This is a genomic window from Streptomyces sp. NPDC007905, from assembly GCF_042959345.1.
GTDB lineage: Bacteria > Actinomycetota > Actinomycetes > Streptomycetales > Streptomycetaceae > Streptomyces.
In genome coordinates this window covers 38,641-56,299 of sequence record NZ_JBIBKS010000008.1, presented here as the reverse complement: position 1 = coordinate 56,299, position 17,659 = coordinate 38,641, and the positions used below count along the sequence as shown (strand labels likewise).

11 protein-coding genes and 1 pseudogene are annotated in these 17,659 nt (G+C 72.4%); 5 read left to right on the top strand and 7 right to left on the bottom strand.

Features of this window, described 5'->3' with window-relative positions; all coding sequences use genetic code 11:
- Nucleotides 1-68 precede the first annotated feature (68 nt).
- The gene (locus tag ACFZDC_RS15960) at nt 69-1,115 is read right to left on the bottom strand and encodes a substrate-binding domain-containing protein (protein ID WP_391324148.1); all 1,047 of its coding nucleotides are present in this window, start codon (nt 1,113-1,115) and stop codon (nt 69-71) included.
- Between the two features lie 291 nt (nt 1,116-1,406).
- Here ACFZDC_RS15960 and ACFZDC_RS15955 point away from each other — a divergent pair, with 291 nt between their 5' ends.
- The 3 genes from ACFZDC_RS15955 to ACFZDC_RS15945 are packed head-to-tail and all read left to right on the top strand — an operon-like array spanning nt 1,407 to nt 4,539.
- Entirely contained in the window at nt 1,407-2,558 is a 1,152-nt protein-coding gene (locus tag ACFZDC_RS15955; protein WP_391324146.1) for a Gfo/Idh/MocA family oxidoreductase, read from the top strand.
- Nucleotides 2,555-3,706, top strand: a complete 1,152-nt coding sequence (locus ACFZDC_RS15950) for a DUF993 family protein (protein ID WP_391324144.1) — start codon at nt 2,555-2,557, stop codon at nt 3,704-3,706. The genes ACFZDC_RS15955 and ACFZDC_RS15950 overlap by 4 nt, the downstream gene beginning before the upstream one ends.
- A complete protein-coding gene (locus ACFZDC_RS15945; protein WP_391324142.1) occupies nt 3,703-4,539 on the top strand; it encodes a TIM barrel protein in 837 nt (278 codons plus the stop codon). Before ACFZDC_RS15950 ends, ACFZDC_RS15945 begins: the two co-directional genes overlap by 4 nt.
- Before the next feature lie 27 nt (nt 4,540-4,566).
- Here ACFZDC_RS15945 and ACFZDC_RS15940 read toward each other — a convergent pair whose 3' ends face one another.
- From ACFZDC_RS15940 to ACFZDC_RS15915, 6 genes and pseudogenes are all read right to left on the bottom strand, one after another.
- Nucleotides 4,567-8,076 (bottom strand): SAV_2336 N-terminal domain-related protein, encoded by a 3,510-nt coding sequence (locus tag ACFZDC_RS15940; RefSeq protein ID WP_391324140.1) that lies wholly within the window; start codon nt 8,074-8,076, stop codon nt 4,567-4,569.
- A gap of 3 nt (nt 8,077-8,079) precedes the next feature.
- Complete coding sequence (locus ACFZDC_RS15935) at nt 8,080-9,030, bottom strand: AAA family ATPase (protein ID WP_391324138.1); 951 nt, start codon at nt 9,028-9,030, stop codon at nt 8,080-8,082.
- On the bottom strand, nt 9,027-11,204 hold the full coding sequence (locus tag ACFZDC_RS15930; protein WP_391324136.1) for a trypsin-like peptidase domain-containing protein: 2,178 nt from the start codon (nt 11,202-11,204) through the stop codon (nt 9,027-9,029). The genes ACFZDC_RS15935 and ACFZDC_RS15930 overlap by 4 nt, the downstream gene beginning before the upstream one ends.
- Before the next feature lie 3 nt (nt 11,205-11,207).
- Nucleotides 11,208-11,591 (bottom strand): CU044_2847 family protein, encoded by a 384-nt coding sequence (locus ACFZDC_RS15925; RefSeq protein ID WP_391324134.1) that lies wholly within the window; start codon nt 11,589-11,591, stop codon nt 11,208-11,210.
- A gap of 235 nt (nt 11,592-11,826) precedes the next feature.
- Nucleotides 11,827-12,202 (bottom strand): annotated as a pseudogene (gene rbsD, locus ACFZDC_RS15920) (D-ribose pyranase); the annotation flags it as partial.
- On the bottom strand, nt 12,199-13,101 hold the full coding sequence (locus ACFZDC_RS15915) for a PfkB family carbohydrate kinase (protein ID WP_391324133.1): 903 nt from the start codon (nt 13,099-13,101) through the stop codon (nt 12,199-12,201). The pseudogene rbsD and the gene ACFZDC_RS15915, both read right to left, overlap by 4 nt.
- Before the next feature lie 295 nt (nt 13,102-13,396).
- Here ACFZDC_RS15915 and ACFZDC_RS15910 point away from each other — a divergent pair, with 295 nt between their 5' ends.
- Nucleotides 13,397-15,652, top strand: coding sequence for an ATP-dependent RecD-like DNA helicase (locus ACFZDC_RS15910; protein WP_391324131.1), 2,256 nt, complete (start codon nt 13,397-13,399; stop codon nt 15,650-15,652).
- A 240-nt stretch (nt 15,653-15,892) separates the two neighbouring features.
- Complete coding sequence (locus ACFZDC_RS15905) at nt 15,893-17,182, top strand: citrate synthase (protein WP_391324129.1); 1,290 nt, start codon at nt 15,893-15,895, stop codon at nt 17,180-17,182.
- The last annotated feature ends 477 nt before the right edge of the window (nt 17,183-17,659 follow it).

The following is a 17,659-nucleotide window of genomic DNA, read 5'->3' as shown; positions in this document are numbered from 1 at the left end:
CCCCGCAGGACGGGCAGGGTGCCCTGTCCTCGAGGGGTGCGTCAATCACCGCCCGGCAACCTCTGGGCTCAGCCGCGCGGCACCCCCGACGATCCCCGCACCATCAACTCCCCCCGCACCGAAGCGATCCCTCCGGGCGGCGGCTCCTCCCGTCCCATGGCGATGCGGCCCGCCCGGGCGCCCGCCTCCGACAGCGGCAGCCGCACCGTCGTCAGGGACGGCACCGCGTCGATGCTGAAGGGCAGGTCGTCGAAGCCCGCCACCGACACGTCCTGAGGGATGCGCAGGCCGGACTCGCGCAGGGCGGCGCAGGCGCCGACGGCGAGGGAGTCGTTCGCGGCCACGATCGCCGTCAGCGACGGGTCCCGGCGCAGCAGTTCCAGTGTGGCCTCGTAGCCGGACCGGCGGTCGTAGCGGCCGTACACCGTCCACTTCGGGTCCTCCTCGATGCCGGCCGCGGCCAGCGCGGCGCGGTGGCCCTCGAGGCGGTGCCGGGTGGTGGTGCGCTCCTCGGGGCCCGCGATGTAGCCGAGCCGGCGGTGGCCGAGGCCGATGAGGTGGTCCGTCAGTGCGCGAGCGCCGCCGCGGTTGTCGAAGGTCAGTGCGATGGCCTCGGTGTCCGGCGCCGGCGGCCGCCCGCACAGCACCACCCGGGTGCCCGCCTCCGCCAGCTTCCGCAGCTTCGCCGACACCGCCGCCGCGTGCGGCGCGTTCTCCACGGCCCCGCCGGTCAGCACCACGGCCGCGGCCCGTTGCCGCTGCAGCAGGGTGAGATACGTCAGCTCGCGCTCCGGCGAGCCGCCCGTGTTGCAGACGACCGCCAGACGCTCACCGCCCGCCCGGCCGCCCGGACCCCCGATCTCCGCCTGGATCGCGCTCGCCATGATCCCGAAGAAGGGGTCCGCGATGTCGTTGACGAGGATGCCGACGAGGTCGGAGGTGGCCGCGGCGAGCGCGCTGGCCGGGCCGTTGAGGACGTAGTCCAGTTCGTCGACCGCCCGCAGCACCCGCTCGCGTGTGGAGGCGGCCACCGGGTAGTTGCCGTTCAGCACGCGCGACACCGTCGCGGGGGAGACCTGTGCGCGGGCCGCCACATCCGCCAGGGTCACCGTCATCTCGTCGTCCTCCGGTCGCGCATCAGATCACGCGTTTGGTCGCGCATGGGTCCTCGTACGTCCTCGTAGACAGGCCGGGCACGGTCACGGTTCCGTGCGGCGTCGAGCAGACCTTAAGGCCAACCTCCCGAGTTGTTCGCCCCCTCGAACAACTCGAAGGGGACACGGTCTTGTACGGACCACCGTTAGGGGCTAGCTTCTCAGCGGTTAGAAAGCGCTTGCTGCACGTGCTGCCGCTGATGGCGACGCTGATGCTGATCGGGGCGCACGGCGCCCACGAGGGGGACCGACGTGACACGCAAGACGGCGCGTATCGCCATGAACGGCGTGACCGGGCGCATGGGCTACCGCCAGCACCTCGTCCGGTCGATCCTCGCCCTGCGCGAGCAGGGCGGCCTCGAGCTCGGCGACGGCACCGTGCTGTGGCCGGAGCCGATCCTGCTCGGCCGCCGCGAGCACGCCCTCAGGGAGATCGCCGGCCGGCACGGCCTGGAGCACGTCTCCACCGACGTGGACGCCGTCCTCGCCGACCCGAGCGTGGACCTCTACTTCGACTCCCAGGTCACCTCGGCCCGCGAGGAGTCGATCAAGAAGGCGATCGCGGCCGGCAAGCACGTCTACACCGAGAAGCCCACGGCCACGGGCCTGGAGGGGGCACTCGAACTCGCCCGGCTCGCGCACGACACGGGCATCAGGCACGGCGTCGTACAGGACAAGATCTTCCTCCCCGGCCTGCTCAAGCTGAAGCGCCTCACCGACGGTGGCTTCTTCGGCCGGATCCTGTCCGTCCGGGGCGAGTTCGGCTACTGGGTCTTCGAGGGCGACTGGCAGCCGGCCCAGCGCCCCTCCTGGAACTACCGCGCCGAGGACGGCGGAGGCATCGTCGTCGACATGTTCCCGCACTGGGAATACGTGCTCCACGAACTGTTCGGCCGGGTGACGTCCGTCCAGGCCCTGGCCACCACCCACATCCCGCAGCGCTGGGACGAACACGGCAAGCCCTACGACGCCACCGCCGACGACGCCGCCTACGGCATCTTCGAACTCGAGGGCGGTGCGATCGCCCAGATCAACTCCTCCTGGGCCGTCCGCGTCAACCGCGACGAACTGGTCGAGTTCCAGGTCGACGGCACCGAGGGCTCCGCCGTCGCGGGCCTGCGCACGTGCCGCGCCCAGCACCGCTCGGCCACCCCCAAGCCCGTCTGGAACCCGGACATCCCCGCCACCGAGGTCTTCCGCGACCAGTGGCAGGAGGTCCCGGACAACGCCGAGTTCGGCAACGGTTTCAAGGCCCAGTGGGAGCTGTTCCTCAAGCACGTCTACGCCGACGCGCCGTACCACTGGGACCTCCTGGCCGGCGCCCGTGGCGTCCAGCTCGCCGAGCTGGGCCTGAGGTCCTCGGCCGAGGGCCGCCGCATCGACGTACCGGAGATCGCGCCGTGACCCTCCAACTCCCGGACGCCGAGGGCGGCCTGCGGACGTACGAGCCCCGGACCGAACCGCGGGCCCTCACCCCCGGCACCCCCTTCACCTCCCGTACGGTCTTCTCGGCGGCGCACGTCGTGGCCGACCCGTTGGCGGACACGACCCCCGACTCGCCGGCCGCCGTCGACTGGGACGCCACGCTCGCCTTCCGCCGCCACCTGTGGTCCCACGGTCTCGGCGTCGCCGAGGCGATGGACACCGCTCAGCGCGGAATGGGCCTGGACTGGGCGGGTGCCGCCGAGCTGATCCGCCGGTCGGCCGCGGAGGCCCGGAGCGTGGGCGGCCGCATCGCCTGCGGTGTCGGCACCGACCAGATCACCGGCGGCACCCTGGCCGAGATCCGCGCGGCCTACGAGGAACAGCTCGCGCTCGTGGAGGACGCGGGCGCCCAGGCCGTCCTCATGGCCTCCCGGGCCCTGGCCGCCACGGCATCCGGCCCCGAGGACTACCTGGAGATCTACGGCCATCTCCTGCGCCAGGCCGCCGGGCCGGTGATCGTGCACTGGCTGGGCCCGATGTTCGACCCCGCGCTGAAGGGCTACTGGGGGTCGTCCGACCTCGATGCGGCGACGGGCACGGTCCTGCAGGTGATCTCCGCCCGCCCCGACAAGGTCGACGGCATCAAGGTCTCCCTGCTGGACGCCCGGCGCGAGGTCGATCTGCGCCGCCGGCTCCCCGGCGGCGTCCGCTGCTACACCGGCGACGACTTCCACTACCCCGAGCTGATCGCGGGCGACGACCAGGGCTTCAGCCACGCCCTGCTCGGCATCTTCGACCCGCTGGCCCCGCTGGCGGCGGAGGCCGTACGGGTGCTGGACACGGGCGACACGGCGGGCTTCCGCGCCCTGCTCGACCCCACCGTCGACCTCTCCCGCCACCTCTTCCGGGCACCGACCCGCTTCTACAAGACGGGAGTCGTCTTCCTGGCCTGGCTCGCGGGTCACCAGACCCACTTCACGATGGTCGGCGGCCTGCAGTCGGCCCGCTCCCTCCCCCATTTCGCCCGCGCCTACGAACTCGCGGACCGACTGGGCCTGTTCCCGGACCCGAAGCGGGCCGAAGAGCGGATGAAGAACCTGCTGTCCGTGTACGGGGTGAACCAATGAGCGCCGATCTCGCCCGCTTCTCCATCAACCAGATGACGGTCAAGCAGCTGTCGCCGCCCGAACTGGCCGAGACGTGCGTGCGGTTGGGTGTGCCCGGGGTGGGCCTGTGGCGCGAGCCGGTCCGGTCGTACGGCGTCGAGGCGACCGCCAAGCTGGTCCGTGACGCGGGTCTGACGGTGACGACCCTGTGCCGGGGCGGCTTCTTCACGGCGATCGCCCCCGAGGCGCGTGCGGCCGCCCTGGCCGACAACCGCCGCGCGATCGAGGAGGCGGCGACGCTCGGCACGGAGGTCCTGGTCCTGGTCTCGGGAGGCCTCCCGCCCGGCTCCAAGGACCTGCGGGCGGCCCGCGAGCGCATCGCGGACGCGCTCGCGGAACTGGCGCCGTACGCCGACGGACACGGCGTGCGCCTCGCCATCGAACCCCTGCACCCCATGTACGCGTCCGACCGCTGCGTGGTCTCCACCCTCGCCCAGGCCCTCGACCTCGCCGAGCGCTTCCCCGCGCACCAGGTGGGCGTGGCCGTGGACACCTACCACATCTGGTGGGACGACCGGGCCCCCGCCCAGATCGCCCGGGCGGGCGCGGCCGGCCGCATCCACACCTTCCAGCTCGCCGACTGGACCACCCCCCTGCCCGAGGGCGTCCTCAACGGGCGCGGCCAGCTCGGCGACGGCGCGATCGACCTGCGCGAGTGGAAGGGCTACGTGGAGGCGGCGGGCTACTTCGGGCCGATCGAGGTCGAGCTGTTCAACGAGGGGCTGTGGGCGCGGGACGGGCGGGAGGTGCTGGCGGAGACGGTGGAGCGGTTCAGGACGCACGTCACCGGCTGACCCCGTTCGACGGCCGGCGGCTCCGGCTCAGCCCCGGGCGTCCGGCGCGTCCGGGTCCGTCATCACGAGCGCGGCGAGATCCAGGAAGGCGTTGGCCGTACGGGGTTTGAGCCGGGACAGGTCCACCGGCCGCCGCGCCGACAGATGGGAGTCGTAGGGGACCACGATCAGGTCCCGGTGCCGGTCGGCCAGGGTGGACCGGGCGACGGCGGCGGGGGACTCGTTGACCACGGTGAGGGTCACGCTGACCACGGCGCCGTCGGCGAGCGCCCCCCATCCCCGGCCGCGCAGATCGTCGAGGAGTTCCTGGACGGGGGCGCCCCCGTGCTCCGGCGTGCAACACACCACCAGCTGATCGGTGTGCTCGAGCACGACGTCCGCCGACTCCCTGAAGTGGCGCGAGGCCCAGTCGATCAGCACGACCGGATAGTGCCGGGCCACCAGGGCCAGGATGTGGCGGTACTCGTCGGCGTAGGCGGGGCTCGGCGTGGCCCGCAGGGCGCGGTGGGCCAGCACCTCCAGGCCCGAGTACAGCCGGCCGGTGTGGCGGCGGACCTCCTCGTACGGGGCGTCCGGAGGGAGCCGGGTCAGCCGGCGGGGGGTCGAGGAGGCCCCGGGCGGCAGGTGGCTGTGCAGGTCGCCGATGTGGGGCGCCCCGTCCACGGCCAGCGCCGCCTGTTCGCGCAGCGCGACGAAGAGCGAGCCGAGGACGACGGTCGTCGTGGCCCGCCCGGAGTGGGGCTGCACACCGACCAGAGTGATACGGCGGCTGTGCCGCAGCGGGCGCCGGACCAGGGCGAGTCTGTGGGCGCGTTCGGCGCGGCCGAAGATACCGAAGGACGGCGGCCTGGGTGCCGTCGCGGGGGCGCCCGCCCGCCCCGAGGCGTCCGAGCCGGCCGGGGATCCGGCGGTGGACGGGGCTACGGCTCCGCGCGGGGAGGTGGCCCCGGCCGGGCCTCCGTCGGGCGGAAGCCCCGGCTGCACCGGTGTTCCGTCGGGCGGAGGCCCCGGCTGCACCGGACTCGGCATCAGGTCGGGGGCCTCGACGCGCTCGCGCGCCACGACGGGTGCGCCGGTTCCGCCCGCCGTCCGCCCGCCCCGCATGGCCGCCGCGATCGCCACGTACTGGGCCAGCTTGTCCGCCACCTCGCCCGCCGAGGGACGCACCCCCGGATCGGCGTCCAGGCAGCGCAGGACGAGGTCCCGCAGGGGCTGCCAGGTGTCGCCCGACCAGCGGTGCATGCCCTCCGGCAGTCCCGGCAGCGGGGCCCGGGGGCGGCTGCTGACGAGCCGCAGGAGCTCGCCGAGCTCCCTGATGTTGCCGGCCTTGGTGGGCGGGGCGCCGGCTCCCTGGAACTCGCCGTCGATCGCGCAGTCCGACAGACCGGTGAGCAGCACCGTCCGCTCCAGCACCACCACGGAGTCCGCCGACAGGTCGGCGGGCACCAGCTCGTTGAGATGGCAGATGCTCAGCGCGCTGGCCAGGTGGAATCCGAGCTGCAGACTGGTGAGCAGGTCGAAGGCGCCCATCTGGTCGGGGCCCACGTAGGCCAGCAGGTCGCTCAGCCGGGGCGGCTGGGCGTTCGAGCCGGCGGCCGACGGGAAGAGCCGTACGGCGATCCACCGGGTCCGGCCCTCCTGGCCGGTGCCCAGCAGCTCGGGAGCGTACCGGCCGTCCATCCGGCGCAGGGCTTCCGCCTCGGTGTCCAGCAAGCGGGCGGTGGACGGCGGGAGTTCGGGCCGAACGGTGCGCAGCGCGGCCTCACCGTCGACCGGGGCGTAGCCGAGGTAGACGATGGTGCGGCGCCCGGGACGGCGGCCGCGCAGCGCATAGGGGCCGAGCGTGGTCGGATCCTGCGGGGTCAGCGCGTTCCACACCGCGGGCCGTACCACCCGTGGCGGGGGTTCGGGGGCCGCCGGAGCGGGGGCGCTCACCCCGAATCGGGCCATCAGCCGCCGCTCCACGGCGGTGAAGGACGCGGAGCCGGCGGGCAGCCGGTCCACGCCCTCGGGATGGGCGAGCCAGGCCGGGAAGTCGGGTGAGCGGCCCGCGAGTTGCTCAAGGCGCCGCCCGATGCGACGGCTGGTGCGCAGGAGTTCACCGCTCGGTACGGCGTCCAGCAGCGCGGTCTTGCAGTCCTCGGTGAAGTCGAAGACGCGGTGCTTGGCGGGGAGCGGGCCGGGCACCGGCGCCGGGTAGGGATGGACCAGGCCGCCCAGGAAGACCTCCGCCAGATGGGTCGTACGGGCCTGCCAGGGCACCGCTGACTGCACCAGCCGCATCACCGGCACGGTCAGCGGGGAGACCGCGGCCAGATGGGCGGCGAGCCGGTAGGCCTCGGGGGAGGCCGCGTCCCGGAAGTACTGCAGGCTGCCCACCTGGCGGGAGGCGACCGGGGCGTGCCGGCGGGGGCGGGCCAGCAGCGGGAGTTCGACCGTGGTGCCCGGCGACGTCAGCAGCTCGGTCCAGGTGCGCAGGGACTCGGCCGTGGGCTGCAGCACCGGGACGGGCAGGCCGGTGAAGTCGATCGGCAGGACGCGGTCGCTGACCCGCCAGGACGTGTTGGCGCCGCCGGGCCGGCGGGTCGTGGCCTGCCAGCGGTCGGCCTGGATGCCGGAGCCGTCCCACAGGGCGGCCGGCAGGGTGTGCAGGATCGCCACCGGGCCGTTCGCCGCCCAGTCCAGCAGGACGTCGTGCACCGCGCCGCTGCGCCACCCCGAGCCCATGCCGTCGCTGACGACGAAGACCAGCGTCTGCCCGGAGGGGTCGACGAGCATCGACGGGGACAGCACGGAGCTGTTTGGGTCGAACGGATGCCCGCGCAGGACGGGTCCGCCCGGCGCGCGGGTGTCGATACCGCGTACGTGGATCGACCGGAAGGCGCCGACCCGCTGCAGGGTCGTCAGCAGTTCGGCCGTGAGCCGGTGCCAGAGCAGCATCGACAGACCGTCGTCCACCACCAGGGCCAGGTTCAGCCAGCGCTCCCGCCGAGGGCGCAGCACCACGTCCGGCAGCCGGGTCTCGGCGAGCTGGGCGGCCGTCGCCGCCTCGTCCACCTCGCGCAGCCGGGGGCTCGGCCGCTTCCGTTTCAGCGGGCGCAACGCCCGTCCGATGACCAGCTCGTCACGCAGTGCCTTCTCCTCCGGCACGAGCAGCGGCAGCGCCGGCCGGCCCTGGTCCGGTCGCGGGAGCGCCGTCGGCAGGTCCGGCAGGTCCGGCAGCGTCGGCGGCAGCGGGGCCGCGTGCAGCTCCGGCATGGTCAGCGGAGGGAGATCGGGTTCGGACGGCGGCGCCTCCGGCTCCTCCTCGGGTTCCGCCTCCGGCGCCGGCCGGCCCGGTGGTGGAGGCTGGGCGGGCACTGCCGTCCGGCGCAGCATCCGCGGCAGCGGCTGCTCCTGTCCGTCCCGCGGCAGCCGGCCGGCCAGCCACAGCACGTCCAGCACCTCCTGCGGATCGAGGTCGTACCCGATGCCCTTGAGCACACCCAGCAGCGCGCCCAGGCGATCGGCACCACCGTCCCGCCACGCCCCCGGCACCGCTCAGACCGTTCCCGTGAGCTGGTGCAGGACCGCGTCCAGGAGGCCGTCGGCGTCGAGGTCCACCCCGTTGGTGCGCAGGAACACGGCGTTCAGCAGCTGGTCGGTGGCCAGTTCACCGGGTGCGCGACGGCGCAGGAAGGCCTGCAGCAGGTCGTCCACCTCCGGCAGGATCTCCGGTCCCAGGTGGGCGGCGACGATGGCCCGCAGCCGTTCCTCGTCCGGCATCGGCAGGGCGAGCCGGATGCAGCGGCGCAGGAAGGCGGGCGGGAAGTCGCGCTCACCATTGCTGGTGATCACGACGACCGGGAACTCCGTGCACTCCACCCGGCCCTGACGCACCGTCACCGAGGCCCGGTGGTCGGCGGTCAGGACCTCGACATCGGCCATCTCCTCGGGCAGCCGGGCCAGTTCGGGGATCTCGAAGACCCCCTCCTCGAACACGGTCAGGAGGTCGTTGGGCAGGTCGACGTCCCCCTTGTCCATCTCGTCGACCAGCAGCGCGCGCGGAGTGTCCTGCGGGGCGAGCGCCGTGCCGAGCGGACCGAGCCGGATGAACGTGCCGATCGCGGGCTCCGCCTCGCCCCGGTCCCGGCTCAGCGTGGTCTCCCGCAGCCTGCCGATCGCGTCGTACTGGTAGAGCGCGTCCTGCACGCTGGAACGGCTGTTGACCGGCCAGCGCAGCAGCTCGCCCAGGCTCAGCTCGTGCGCCACCGCCCGGGCCAGCGACGACTTGCCCGTGCCCGCCGGGCCGGTCACCAGCAGCGGCCGGCGCAGGTGCAGCGCCGCGTTGACCACGTCCGCGTGCTCGGGAGCGACCAGGTAGGGCAGCGGCCCGGACATGCGGCCGCCGGTGCGGAAGCGCCGCCAGGGCGGCGCGGGAGGCATGGTGACCGGGCGGGCCACGCCGTCCCCGCGGAAGATCCGCCAACTGCCGTGTGCCGACGTGCTCATGCGTTCTCCCGAGGTTCAGCCAGCTGCAGCCGGGGCACCGAGCGGTCCGCGTCCGACCAGGCGAGGACGGGACGGCCGGGGTATTGCGGAGGACTGCCCAGACTCATCGCCCGGTACGCCCGCGTCCCTTCCGGCAGCGCGCGCACGGGCACCGTCGACAGCCGGGCCAGCGCATGGGAACGATCCGGCCGGCCGCGATCCCACATCACCACGGGCACCCCCATCATCAGACAGGTCTGCACGATCTCGTCACGCGAGCGAGGGGGGACGTCCACGGCGACCCGGACGGCGTCCTTGTCGGCCAGCACGGCGCCATAGACCTCACTGCGGCCCTGGGCGGGGTCGTCGAACGTCAGGAGGGCGTCCGAGTCGAGAAGTCTCCAGCGGTGGCGCCAGTCGGGATGGAAACGCTCGTGCCGGTGCAGAAGTTCCGGGCAGGTGACGACCACCGGGAACTCGGCGCCGAGCACCCCGGGCAACTCGTCCGGGTCGAACACGCAGGGCCCCGCGTCGGCGCCGGACCCGCCCCACTCGTCCACCGGCAGATCCAGATCGTCCCGGTCGACGACGAGTTCCAGCACCGGCCGGCCCCGGTCGGGCGCGGCCCGGTACAGCGACTCGAGGACCTTGAGCAGATCGCGAGCGGCATCCGCGCCCGAGCGTGGTGTCTCCGCGTCCACCGACGTCTGCCGGGGCCCGTCGCCCTCGTCGCACCACACCCGCAGCCGGTAGCGGTCCGAGCCCGCCCGCTCCACCTGGGCCGTCACCCGCGCGGGCGCGGTCCGCTCCCGCTGCGCGCGCGCCCACTCCTCGGCGTCCGTACGGCGCTCGACGAGCGAGGTGGCCGGGATGCCCAGCCGGTCCACGACCGACATCGTCCACAGCCGCAGCGAGCCCTGCAGCGCGGGCGGCGCGAGGGCGGCCACGTACTCCACGACCCGCAGCAGCCCCGGCACGCGCAGCCCGTCCGCGTCCGTCCGGCTGTCCCCCGGCAGGCACTCCAGGTGGTCCAGGACCGCCTTGACCGTCTCGCCGGGGATCGCGGCGGCCAGCGGCAGCGCCGCCCGCACCACCTCGGGCAGCCGGGCCCGGAGCGCGGCGGGCAGGGCGTCCAGCTGCCGCATCAGCTTGCGGTGCTCGCGGGGTGACAGCAGTCGCGGCACGGGGGAAAGCCGGCCGGCCGCGAGCAGATGGGGCACGGCCGTCGGCTCACGGCGGCGCAGCAGTTCCACCAGCGCGGCCAGCGCCCGCGGCTCGGTCAGCAGCAGACCCGCGAACTCCTCCGGGCTGGGCGCGGACCGGTCGTCGGGGTAGCCGTATCCGCACTGTTCCGCGACGGCCTGCGCGTACTCGATGCGCCGGACCGACATCGGCAGGTGCTGGTCCACCAGGTCCGCCATCAGGTCGTAGACCGGGTCGTCCGGGTCGGGCTCCGGTGCCTCGAACAGCTCGGCCCCGCCGGCCGCCCGCAGCTCGGCCTCGATGCGCTGCCAGGGAATGCCCCAGCTGCGCCGCGCGATGTGCTGGGAGCTGTAGGGCAACGGCCGGCCGCTGAGCGGGTCGCGGGGCGGCATGACGTGCCCGGCCACGATGCCCACCACCGCGTTGTCGCCGACCGACCACAGCGGGCCGCCGCTGTAGGAGGGGCCGATGGCCATGCCGGTGGCGTCGCCGTCGACGTATCCGACGGCCTCGTCACAGGTCTTGACGCGTACGTCGGCGAAGGAATGACTCAGACCCGTGCTGTGCCAGGCGCGCAGCGACTGGCCGACCGTCATCGGCAGCCACTGCGGCAGCGTCACGTTCCGGCTCGGTGCCGTCTCCAGCCGCAGGACGGCGAGGTCACCGAGCCACTCGTGGTCCTCGTTCCCCGGGACACCCGGTGTGCCGTCCCGGCGGCGCGGTGGCACCCAGTGGGCGATCCGGGCGTTGCAGCGGACCGTGGTGGCGGGGCCGTGCACGGCGACCGGCACGGTGCGGTCGGCAGGCCGGCGCGGGTCGAACGGCCCCCGGCCCAGTGCGTCGTTGACGACGTGGGCGCAGGTCAGCAGGTGGTCCCGGGTGAGCAGGACGCCCGCGCCCACGCTGGTCGAGCCGGAGGACTCCAGCACCGAGACCACGCAGTGCCGTGGGTCGGCCGCGGCCGACCGGTCCGCCTTGGAGAACCAGCCCATGGGTCAGTCCGTGCCGGCGGGTGCGGGCCGCCAAGTGGCCGAGACGGTCAGGTGCGCCTGCCCGTTGCCCCCGACGATGCCGAGTTTGAGATCCTGCCCGACCTGGACGCCGAAGGTCACGCTGATCTCCTGCGGAGGTCTCTCGGACCCCGAAACCGCGTCGTGGACCTCCTGCAGGAACGGTCCGAGCGGCCGCAGCGTACTGCGCAGCGTCTCGACGGCGTAGGAGGCGACGGCCCGGCCGCCCCGGGACACCGGCACGGTGGCCCCCATGCCGTCCGGGAGGCCGGTGGTCGGCTCGGCGGAGGCGGTCGAACCGTCCCTCGGGCCGAGCTCGAACCGCACCAACGTCCCGTCGGCCAACTGGAGTTCGCTGAAGTCCGACACCCTTGCCATTGTGCCGATCACCGGACCGCCGAGAAGCCGAAAGAAAAAACTCCGGATCCCGTACAACCCTCTTCCCGGTCGGCCGGTCGTACCGTGCGTCAGGACTTCCGGGGGGGACCCGGGGGGGATCTCGGGGTTCTGATACGGAGGGGAAGAGCGAGGGGGCGTGCCAGGTCGACGGACCGGACACGCCCCCTCGAAACATCGGGGACCTCGAGGCCGACTCGGGGCGCTGGAAGAACACCCCGCACCGCAACAGCACGTTCGCGTACGGCCGGGCCTCCCCGGTCCGCACCACCAGCCGTGCCCCCGCCGACAGCGCCTTCAGCCGCTCGTGCGGTACGTGCGCCAGGTCGGGGAAGTGCTCCTCCAGCGGCCGGCCGCCTCCGGATCGGCCCGACGGACCTCGTCGGCCGCCGTGGCGCCCTCCACCCCACGTTCCTCCGGCAGCCCGTCCAGGACCTCCGCGAAGGACGGGACCCCGCCGCGGAACGCCGGGTCGGCCACACGTGCGCCGTCCGCTGTCGGCATGCCCGGGTCGCAGACCGGCCGCGACCCGGCTCGGCCGGCGCACCGGACAGGTGGCGGTTGAGGATGCCCGCCTTCTTCACAGGGCCTCGACCTCCGCGACCGTCGGGTACGACTCCTGCGCGCCCCGCTTCGTCACCGCCGCCGCGCCGACCCGGGCCGCGTAGGCCGCCGCGTCGGCCAGAGCGGAACCCGACCCCAGCTTCCAGGCCAGCGCGGCCGTGAACGCGTCGCCGGCGCCGGTGGTGTCCACCGCGTCCACCTTCGGCGAGGGCACCCGGGTCACCCCCGAGTCGTCGCACACCAGTGCGCCCTCCGCCCCCAGCGTCACCACCACCGAGCGCGGGCCCTTGGCCAGCAGCAGCCGTGCCCGGTCCGCCGGCTCCTCGCTCACGCACGCCTCGCCGAGGATGACCCGGGCCTCGTGCTCATTGACGATGAGCGGGTCGCAGGCCGCCAGGATCTCCGTGGGCAGCGGGCGCGGCGGTGAGGGGTTGAGGACGAAGCGGCTGTCCGGGGACAGGTTCCGTACGACCTCCACCACCGTTTCCAGCGGGATCTCCAGCTGCGTCGACACCACCCGGGAGGCGAGGAAGAGGCTGACGGCGGCCCGGATGTCCCCCGGGGCGAGCCGGGCGTTGGCGCCGGGCGACACCACGATGCTGTTGTCACCGCAGGGGTCGACGGTGATGAGCGCGACGCCCGTCGGCGCCCCGCCCACCAGCACGCCCACCGTGTCCACCCCGGCCGCGTGCTGCGAGTCCAGCAACAGCCGGCCGTTCGCGTCGTCGCCGACCCGGGCCAGCAGCGCCGTACGGGCCCCGAGGCGGGCGGCCGCGACCGCCTGGTTGGCGCCCTTGCCGCCGGGGTGGACGGCCAGGTCGCCGCCGAGCACTGTCTCGCCGGCGGCCGGCCGCCGCTCGACGCGGATCACCAGGTCGGCGTTGGCCGAACCCACGACCAGGAGGTCGTAGTCGTACATCGGATTGACTCCCCTGAGAGATGCCCCGGGGCGGACGGCCGTCACCAGGTGTGCGACCGCCCGCCCGTTCGCCGTTGTCAGCCGCTGAAGCCTGTCACGTTGTGCCACTGGGGGGTGTCGACGTCCACGGTCAGGTCGAAACCCCCTGCCGTCCGGCACAGCCAATACGGAGTGTCCGTGGTGGCAGCCGCGATGCGGGCGTGGAACTCCCCGCAGACCCTGTGCCGTTGGGATCCGTCACGGGCACGCACAGTAACAGTGCACCGCTGTCACACCCCACCGGTACCGTCGGATCATGGCTCAACAGGCGGAGACCCCCACGGGTGAACGGCGGCTCGCCCAGCTCGAAGGTGTGCTGGAGCGGATCACGTACGCCAACGAGGAGAACGGCTACACGGTCGCCCGGGTCGACACCGGCAGAGGGGGCGGGGACCTCCTCACGGTGGTCGGCGCGCTGCTCGGCGCCCAGGTGGGGGAGTCGCTGCGCATGGAGGGCCGCTGGGGCTCGCACCCCCAGTACGGCAAGCAGTTCCTGGTGGAGAACTACACGACCGTCCTGCCGGCCACCGTCCAGGGCATCCGCCGCTACCTCGGCTCCGGCCTGGTCAAGGGCATCGGTCCGGTCTTCGCCGACCGGATCACCCAGCACTTCGGCCTGGACACCCTCAAGATCATCGAAGAGGAACCGAAGCGGCTGGTCGAGGTGCCGGGCCTCGGTCCGAAGCGGACGAAGAAGATCGCCGACGCCTGGGAGGAGCAGAAGGCGATCAAGGAGGTCATGCTCTTCCTCCAGACCGTCGAGGTGTCGACGTCCATCGCGGTGCGGATCTACAAGAAGTACGGCGACGCGTCCATCTCCGTCGTGAAGAACCAGCCGTACCGGCTGGCCGCCGACGTCTGGGGCATCGGCTTCCTCACCGCCGACAAGATCGCCCATTCGGTCGGCATCCCGCACGACAGCCCGGAGCGCGTGAAGGCGGGCCTGCAGTACGCCCTGTCCCAGTCGGCCGACCAGGGGAACTGCTTCCTGCCCGAGGAGCGGCTGATCGCCGACGCCGTCAAACTGCTCCAGGTCGACACCGGGCTGGTCATCGAGTGCCTCGCCGAGCTGGCCGGGCCGGGGGAGGAGGGCGCAGAACCCGGGGTCGTACGCGAGAAGGTGCCCGGCCCCGAAGGTGACTCCGAGCCCGTCACCGCCGTCTACCTGGTGCCCTTCCACCGCGCCGAACTCTCCCTTGCCGCCCAGTTGCTGCGCCTGCTGCGGACCCAGCAGGACCGGATGCCGGCCTTCGGGGAGGTGAACTGGGACAAGGCGCTCGGCTGGCTGAAGGGCCGCACGGGAACCGACCTCGCGCCCGAGCAGCAGGCCGCCGTGAGGCTCGCGCTGACCGAGAAGGTCGCCGTGCTCACCGGCGGACCGGGCTGCGGCAAGTCCTTCACGGTCCGCTCGATCGTGGAGCTGGCCCGCGCCAAGCAGGCCAAGGTGCTGCTCGCCGCCCCCACCGGCCGGGCCGCCAAACGCCTCGCCGAGCTGACCGGCGCCGAGGCCTCCACGGTCCACCGGCTGCTGGAGCTGAAGCCCGGCGGTGACGCGGCCTACGACCGGGACCGCCCGCTGGACGCCGACCTGGTGGTCGTGGACGAGGCCTCCATGCTGGACCTGCTGCTCGCCAACAAGCTGGTCAAGGCCGTACCGCCGGGGGCGCATCTGCTGTTCGTCGGGGACGTGGACCAGCTGCCGAGTGTCGGCGCGGGGGAGGTGCTGCGGGATCTGCTCGCCGACGGCAGCCCGATCCCGGCCGTCCGGCTCACGCGGGTCTTCCGGCAGGCCCAGCAGTCCGGTGTGGTCACCAACGCGCACCGCATCAACGCCGGGCAGCATCCGCTCACCGAGGGCATGAAGGACTTCTTCCTCTTCGTGGAGGACGACACCGAGGAGGCCGGTCGGCTCACCGTGGACGTGGCCGCCCGGCGCGTTCCGGCCAGGTTCGGGCTGGACCCGCGTCGGGACGTGCAGGTGCTCGCGCCCATGCACCGCGGGCCGGCCGGCGCCGGCACCCTCAACGGGCTGCTGCAGCAGGCCATCACGCCCGGCCGGCCCGATCTGCCGGAGAAGCGGTTCGGCGGCCGGGTCTTCCGTGTCGGCGACAAGGTCACCCAGATCCGCAACAATTACGACAAGGGGAGGAACGGCGTCTTCAATGGCACCGTGGGCGTGGTCACCTCGCTCGATCCGGTCGACCAGCGTCTGACGGTGCTGACGGACGAGGACGAGGAGGTTCCGTACGAGTTCGACGAACTGGACGAGCTGGCCCACGCGTACGCGGTCACCATCCACCGTTCGCAGGGGAGTGAATATCCCGCCGTGGTGATCCCCGTCACCACCGGCGCATGGATGATGCTCCAGCGGAACCTGCTGTACACGGCGGTGACACGGGCGAAACGGCTGGTCGTCCTCGTCGGTTCACGCAAGGCGATCGGGCAGGCGGTGCGCACGGTGTCCGCCGGACGGCGCTGCACGGCACTGGACTTCAGGCTGGGCGGCCCCTGACCGGCCCTGACCAGGGAGCGACGACCCGTATCACAAGAAATGATCGATCAAACGAGTCGCAAAGGTCACAGAGCACTTCCAGATGCCGGTCCGAGGGGGCAGGATGAGCAGGTTGGCGGCACTGAGTGCCGCCAATAGGCCCAATGGTCGACCCCGAGTGCACTCTCCTGAGCCAAATGGGGGATGGTAGAGACAGTCAGGGCACCTCGAAGATGAGGCACTACGTCGGTGAGGGAAGACGTGAGCGACAACTCTGTAGTACTGCGGTTCGGCGACGGCGAGTACACCTACCCGGTGGTCGACAGCACCGTCGGTGACAAGGGCTTCGACATCGGGAAGCTCCGCGCCCAGACCGGTCTGGTGACTCTGGACAGCGGTTACGGCAACACGGCCGCCTATAAATCCGCTGTCACCTACCTCGACGGCGAGGCGGGCATCCTCCGCTACCGCGGCTACCCCATCGAGCAGCTGGCCGAGCGCTCCACCTTCCTGGAGGTGGCGTACCTGCTGATCAACGGTGAGCTGCCGACCATCGACGAGCTGACGACGTTCAAGAACGACATCACGCGGCACACCCTGCTGCACGAGGACGTCAAGAACTTCTACAAGGGCTTCCCGCGCGACGCCCACCCGATGGCCATGCTCTCCTCGGTCGTCTCGGCGCTGTCCACCTTCTACCAGGACAGCCACAACCCGTTCGACGAGAAGCAGCGCAACCTTTCCACCATCCGCCTGCTCGCCAAGCTTCCGACGATCGCGGCCTACGCGTACAAGAAGTCGATCGGTCACCCGTTCGTCTACCCGCGCAACGACCTCGGCTACGTCGAGAACTTCCTGCGCATGACCTTCTCGGTGCCGGCGGACGAGTACGAGCTGGACCCGGTCGTGGTGGCCGCGCTCGACAAGCTGCTCATCCTGCACGCCGACCACGAGCAGAACTGTTCGACCTCCACGGTCCGTCTGGTCGGCTCCTCGCAGGCCAACATGTTCGCCTCGATCTCGGCCGGCATCAGCGCCCTGTGGGGCCCGCTGCACGGCGGTGCCAACCAGTCCGTGCTGGAGATGCTCGAGGGCATCCGCGACTCGGGCTCCGACGTCGACACCTTCATCCGCAAGGTGAAGAACAAGGAGGACGGCGTCCGCCTGATGGGCTTCGGCCACCGGGTCTACAAGAACTTCGACCCGCGCGCCAAGATCATCAAGGCCGCCGCGCACGACGTCCTCTCCGCGCTGGGCAAGGAGGACGAGCTCCTCGACATCGCCCTGAAGCTGGAGGAGCACGCGCTCTCCGACGACTACTTCGTCGAGCGCAAGCTCTACCCGAACGTCGACTTCTACACCGGCCTCATCTACCGCGCCATGGGCTTCCCGACCGAGATGTTCACGGTCCTGTTCGCCCTCGGCCGGCTGCCGGGCTGGATCGCCCAGTGGACCGAGATGATCAAGGAGCCGGGGTCCCGCATCGGTCGCCCGCGCCAGATCTACACGGGTGTCGTCCTGCGCGACTTCGTGCCGGTCGAGGAGCGCTGAGCCCTCGGCGTCCGTCGCTGAGCCGCGTTCCCCGCGGCGGCGACTGAGCCGAGGGGGCGCGTCGGTGTCGAGGATGCGAGCGCGCGGGGCCGAAGGGCTTGAGCGTGAACGCGGTCTCGACACCGGCTGAAGGTGCCCCGGAGGCGAGCCGGGCCGGAAAGAAAGCGCAAGCGGAAGGCGCCCTGAGACGCCGGTCCCCCCACGGGCCGACGACCAGGGCGCCTTCCCATGTCCCGGTGCGGATTCCCCCCACGGGATCCGGCCGGGCGCTCGGAGAGGACAGCGCCTGAATCGCTGTCTGAGCACCACGGGCACAACCCGTCGCGCTCCAGTGATGCGGTGCGATCTGCCGGGACAACGCACGCTGGGAGGGCCGCTCAAAGCTTCCCGGTGTACGTGCCCCGGCAACGCATCTCTGAGGAAGTCCCCCAAGACATCCCCAGATGCCAGTCAGCGCCCCCCAAGACGCTGGTCTGA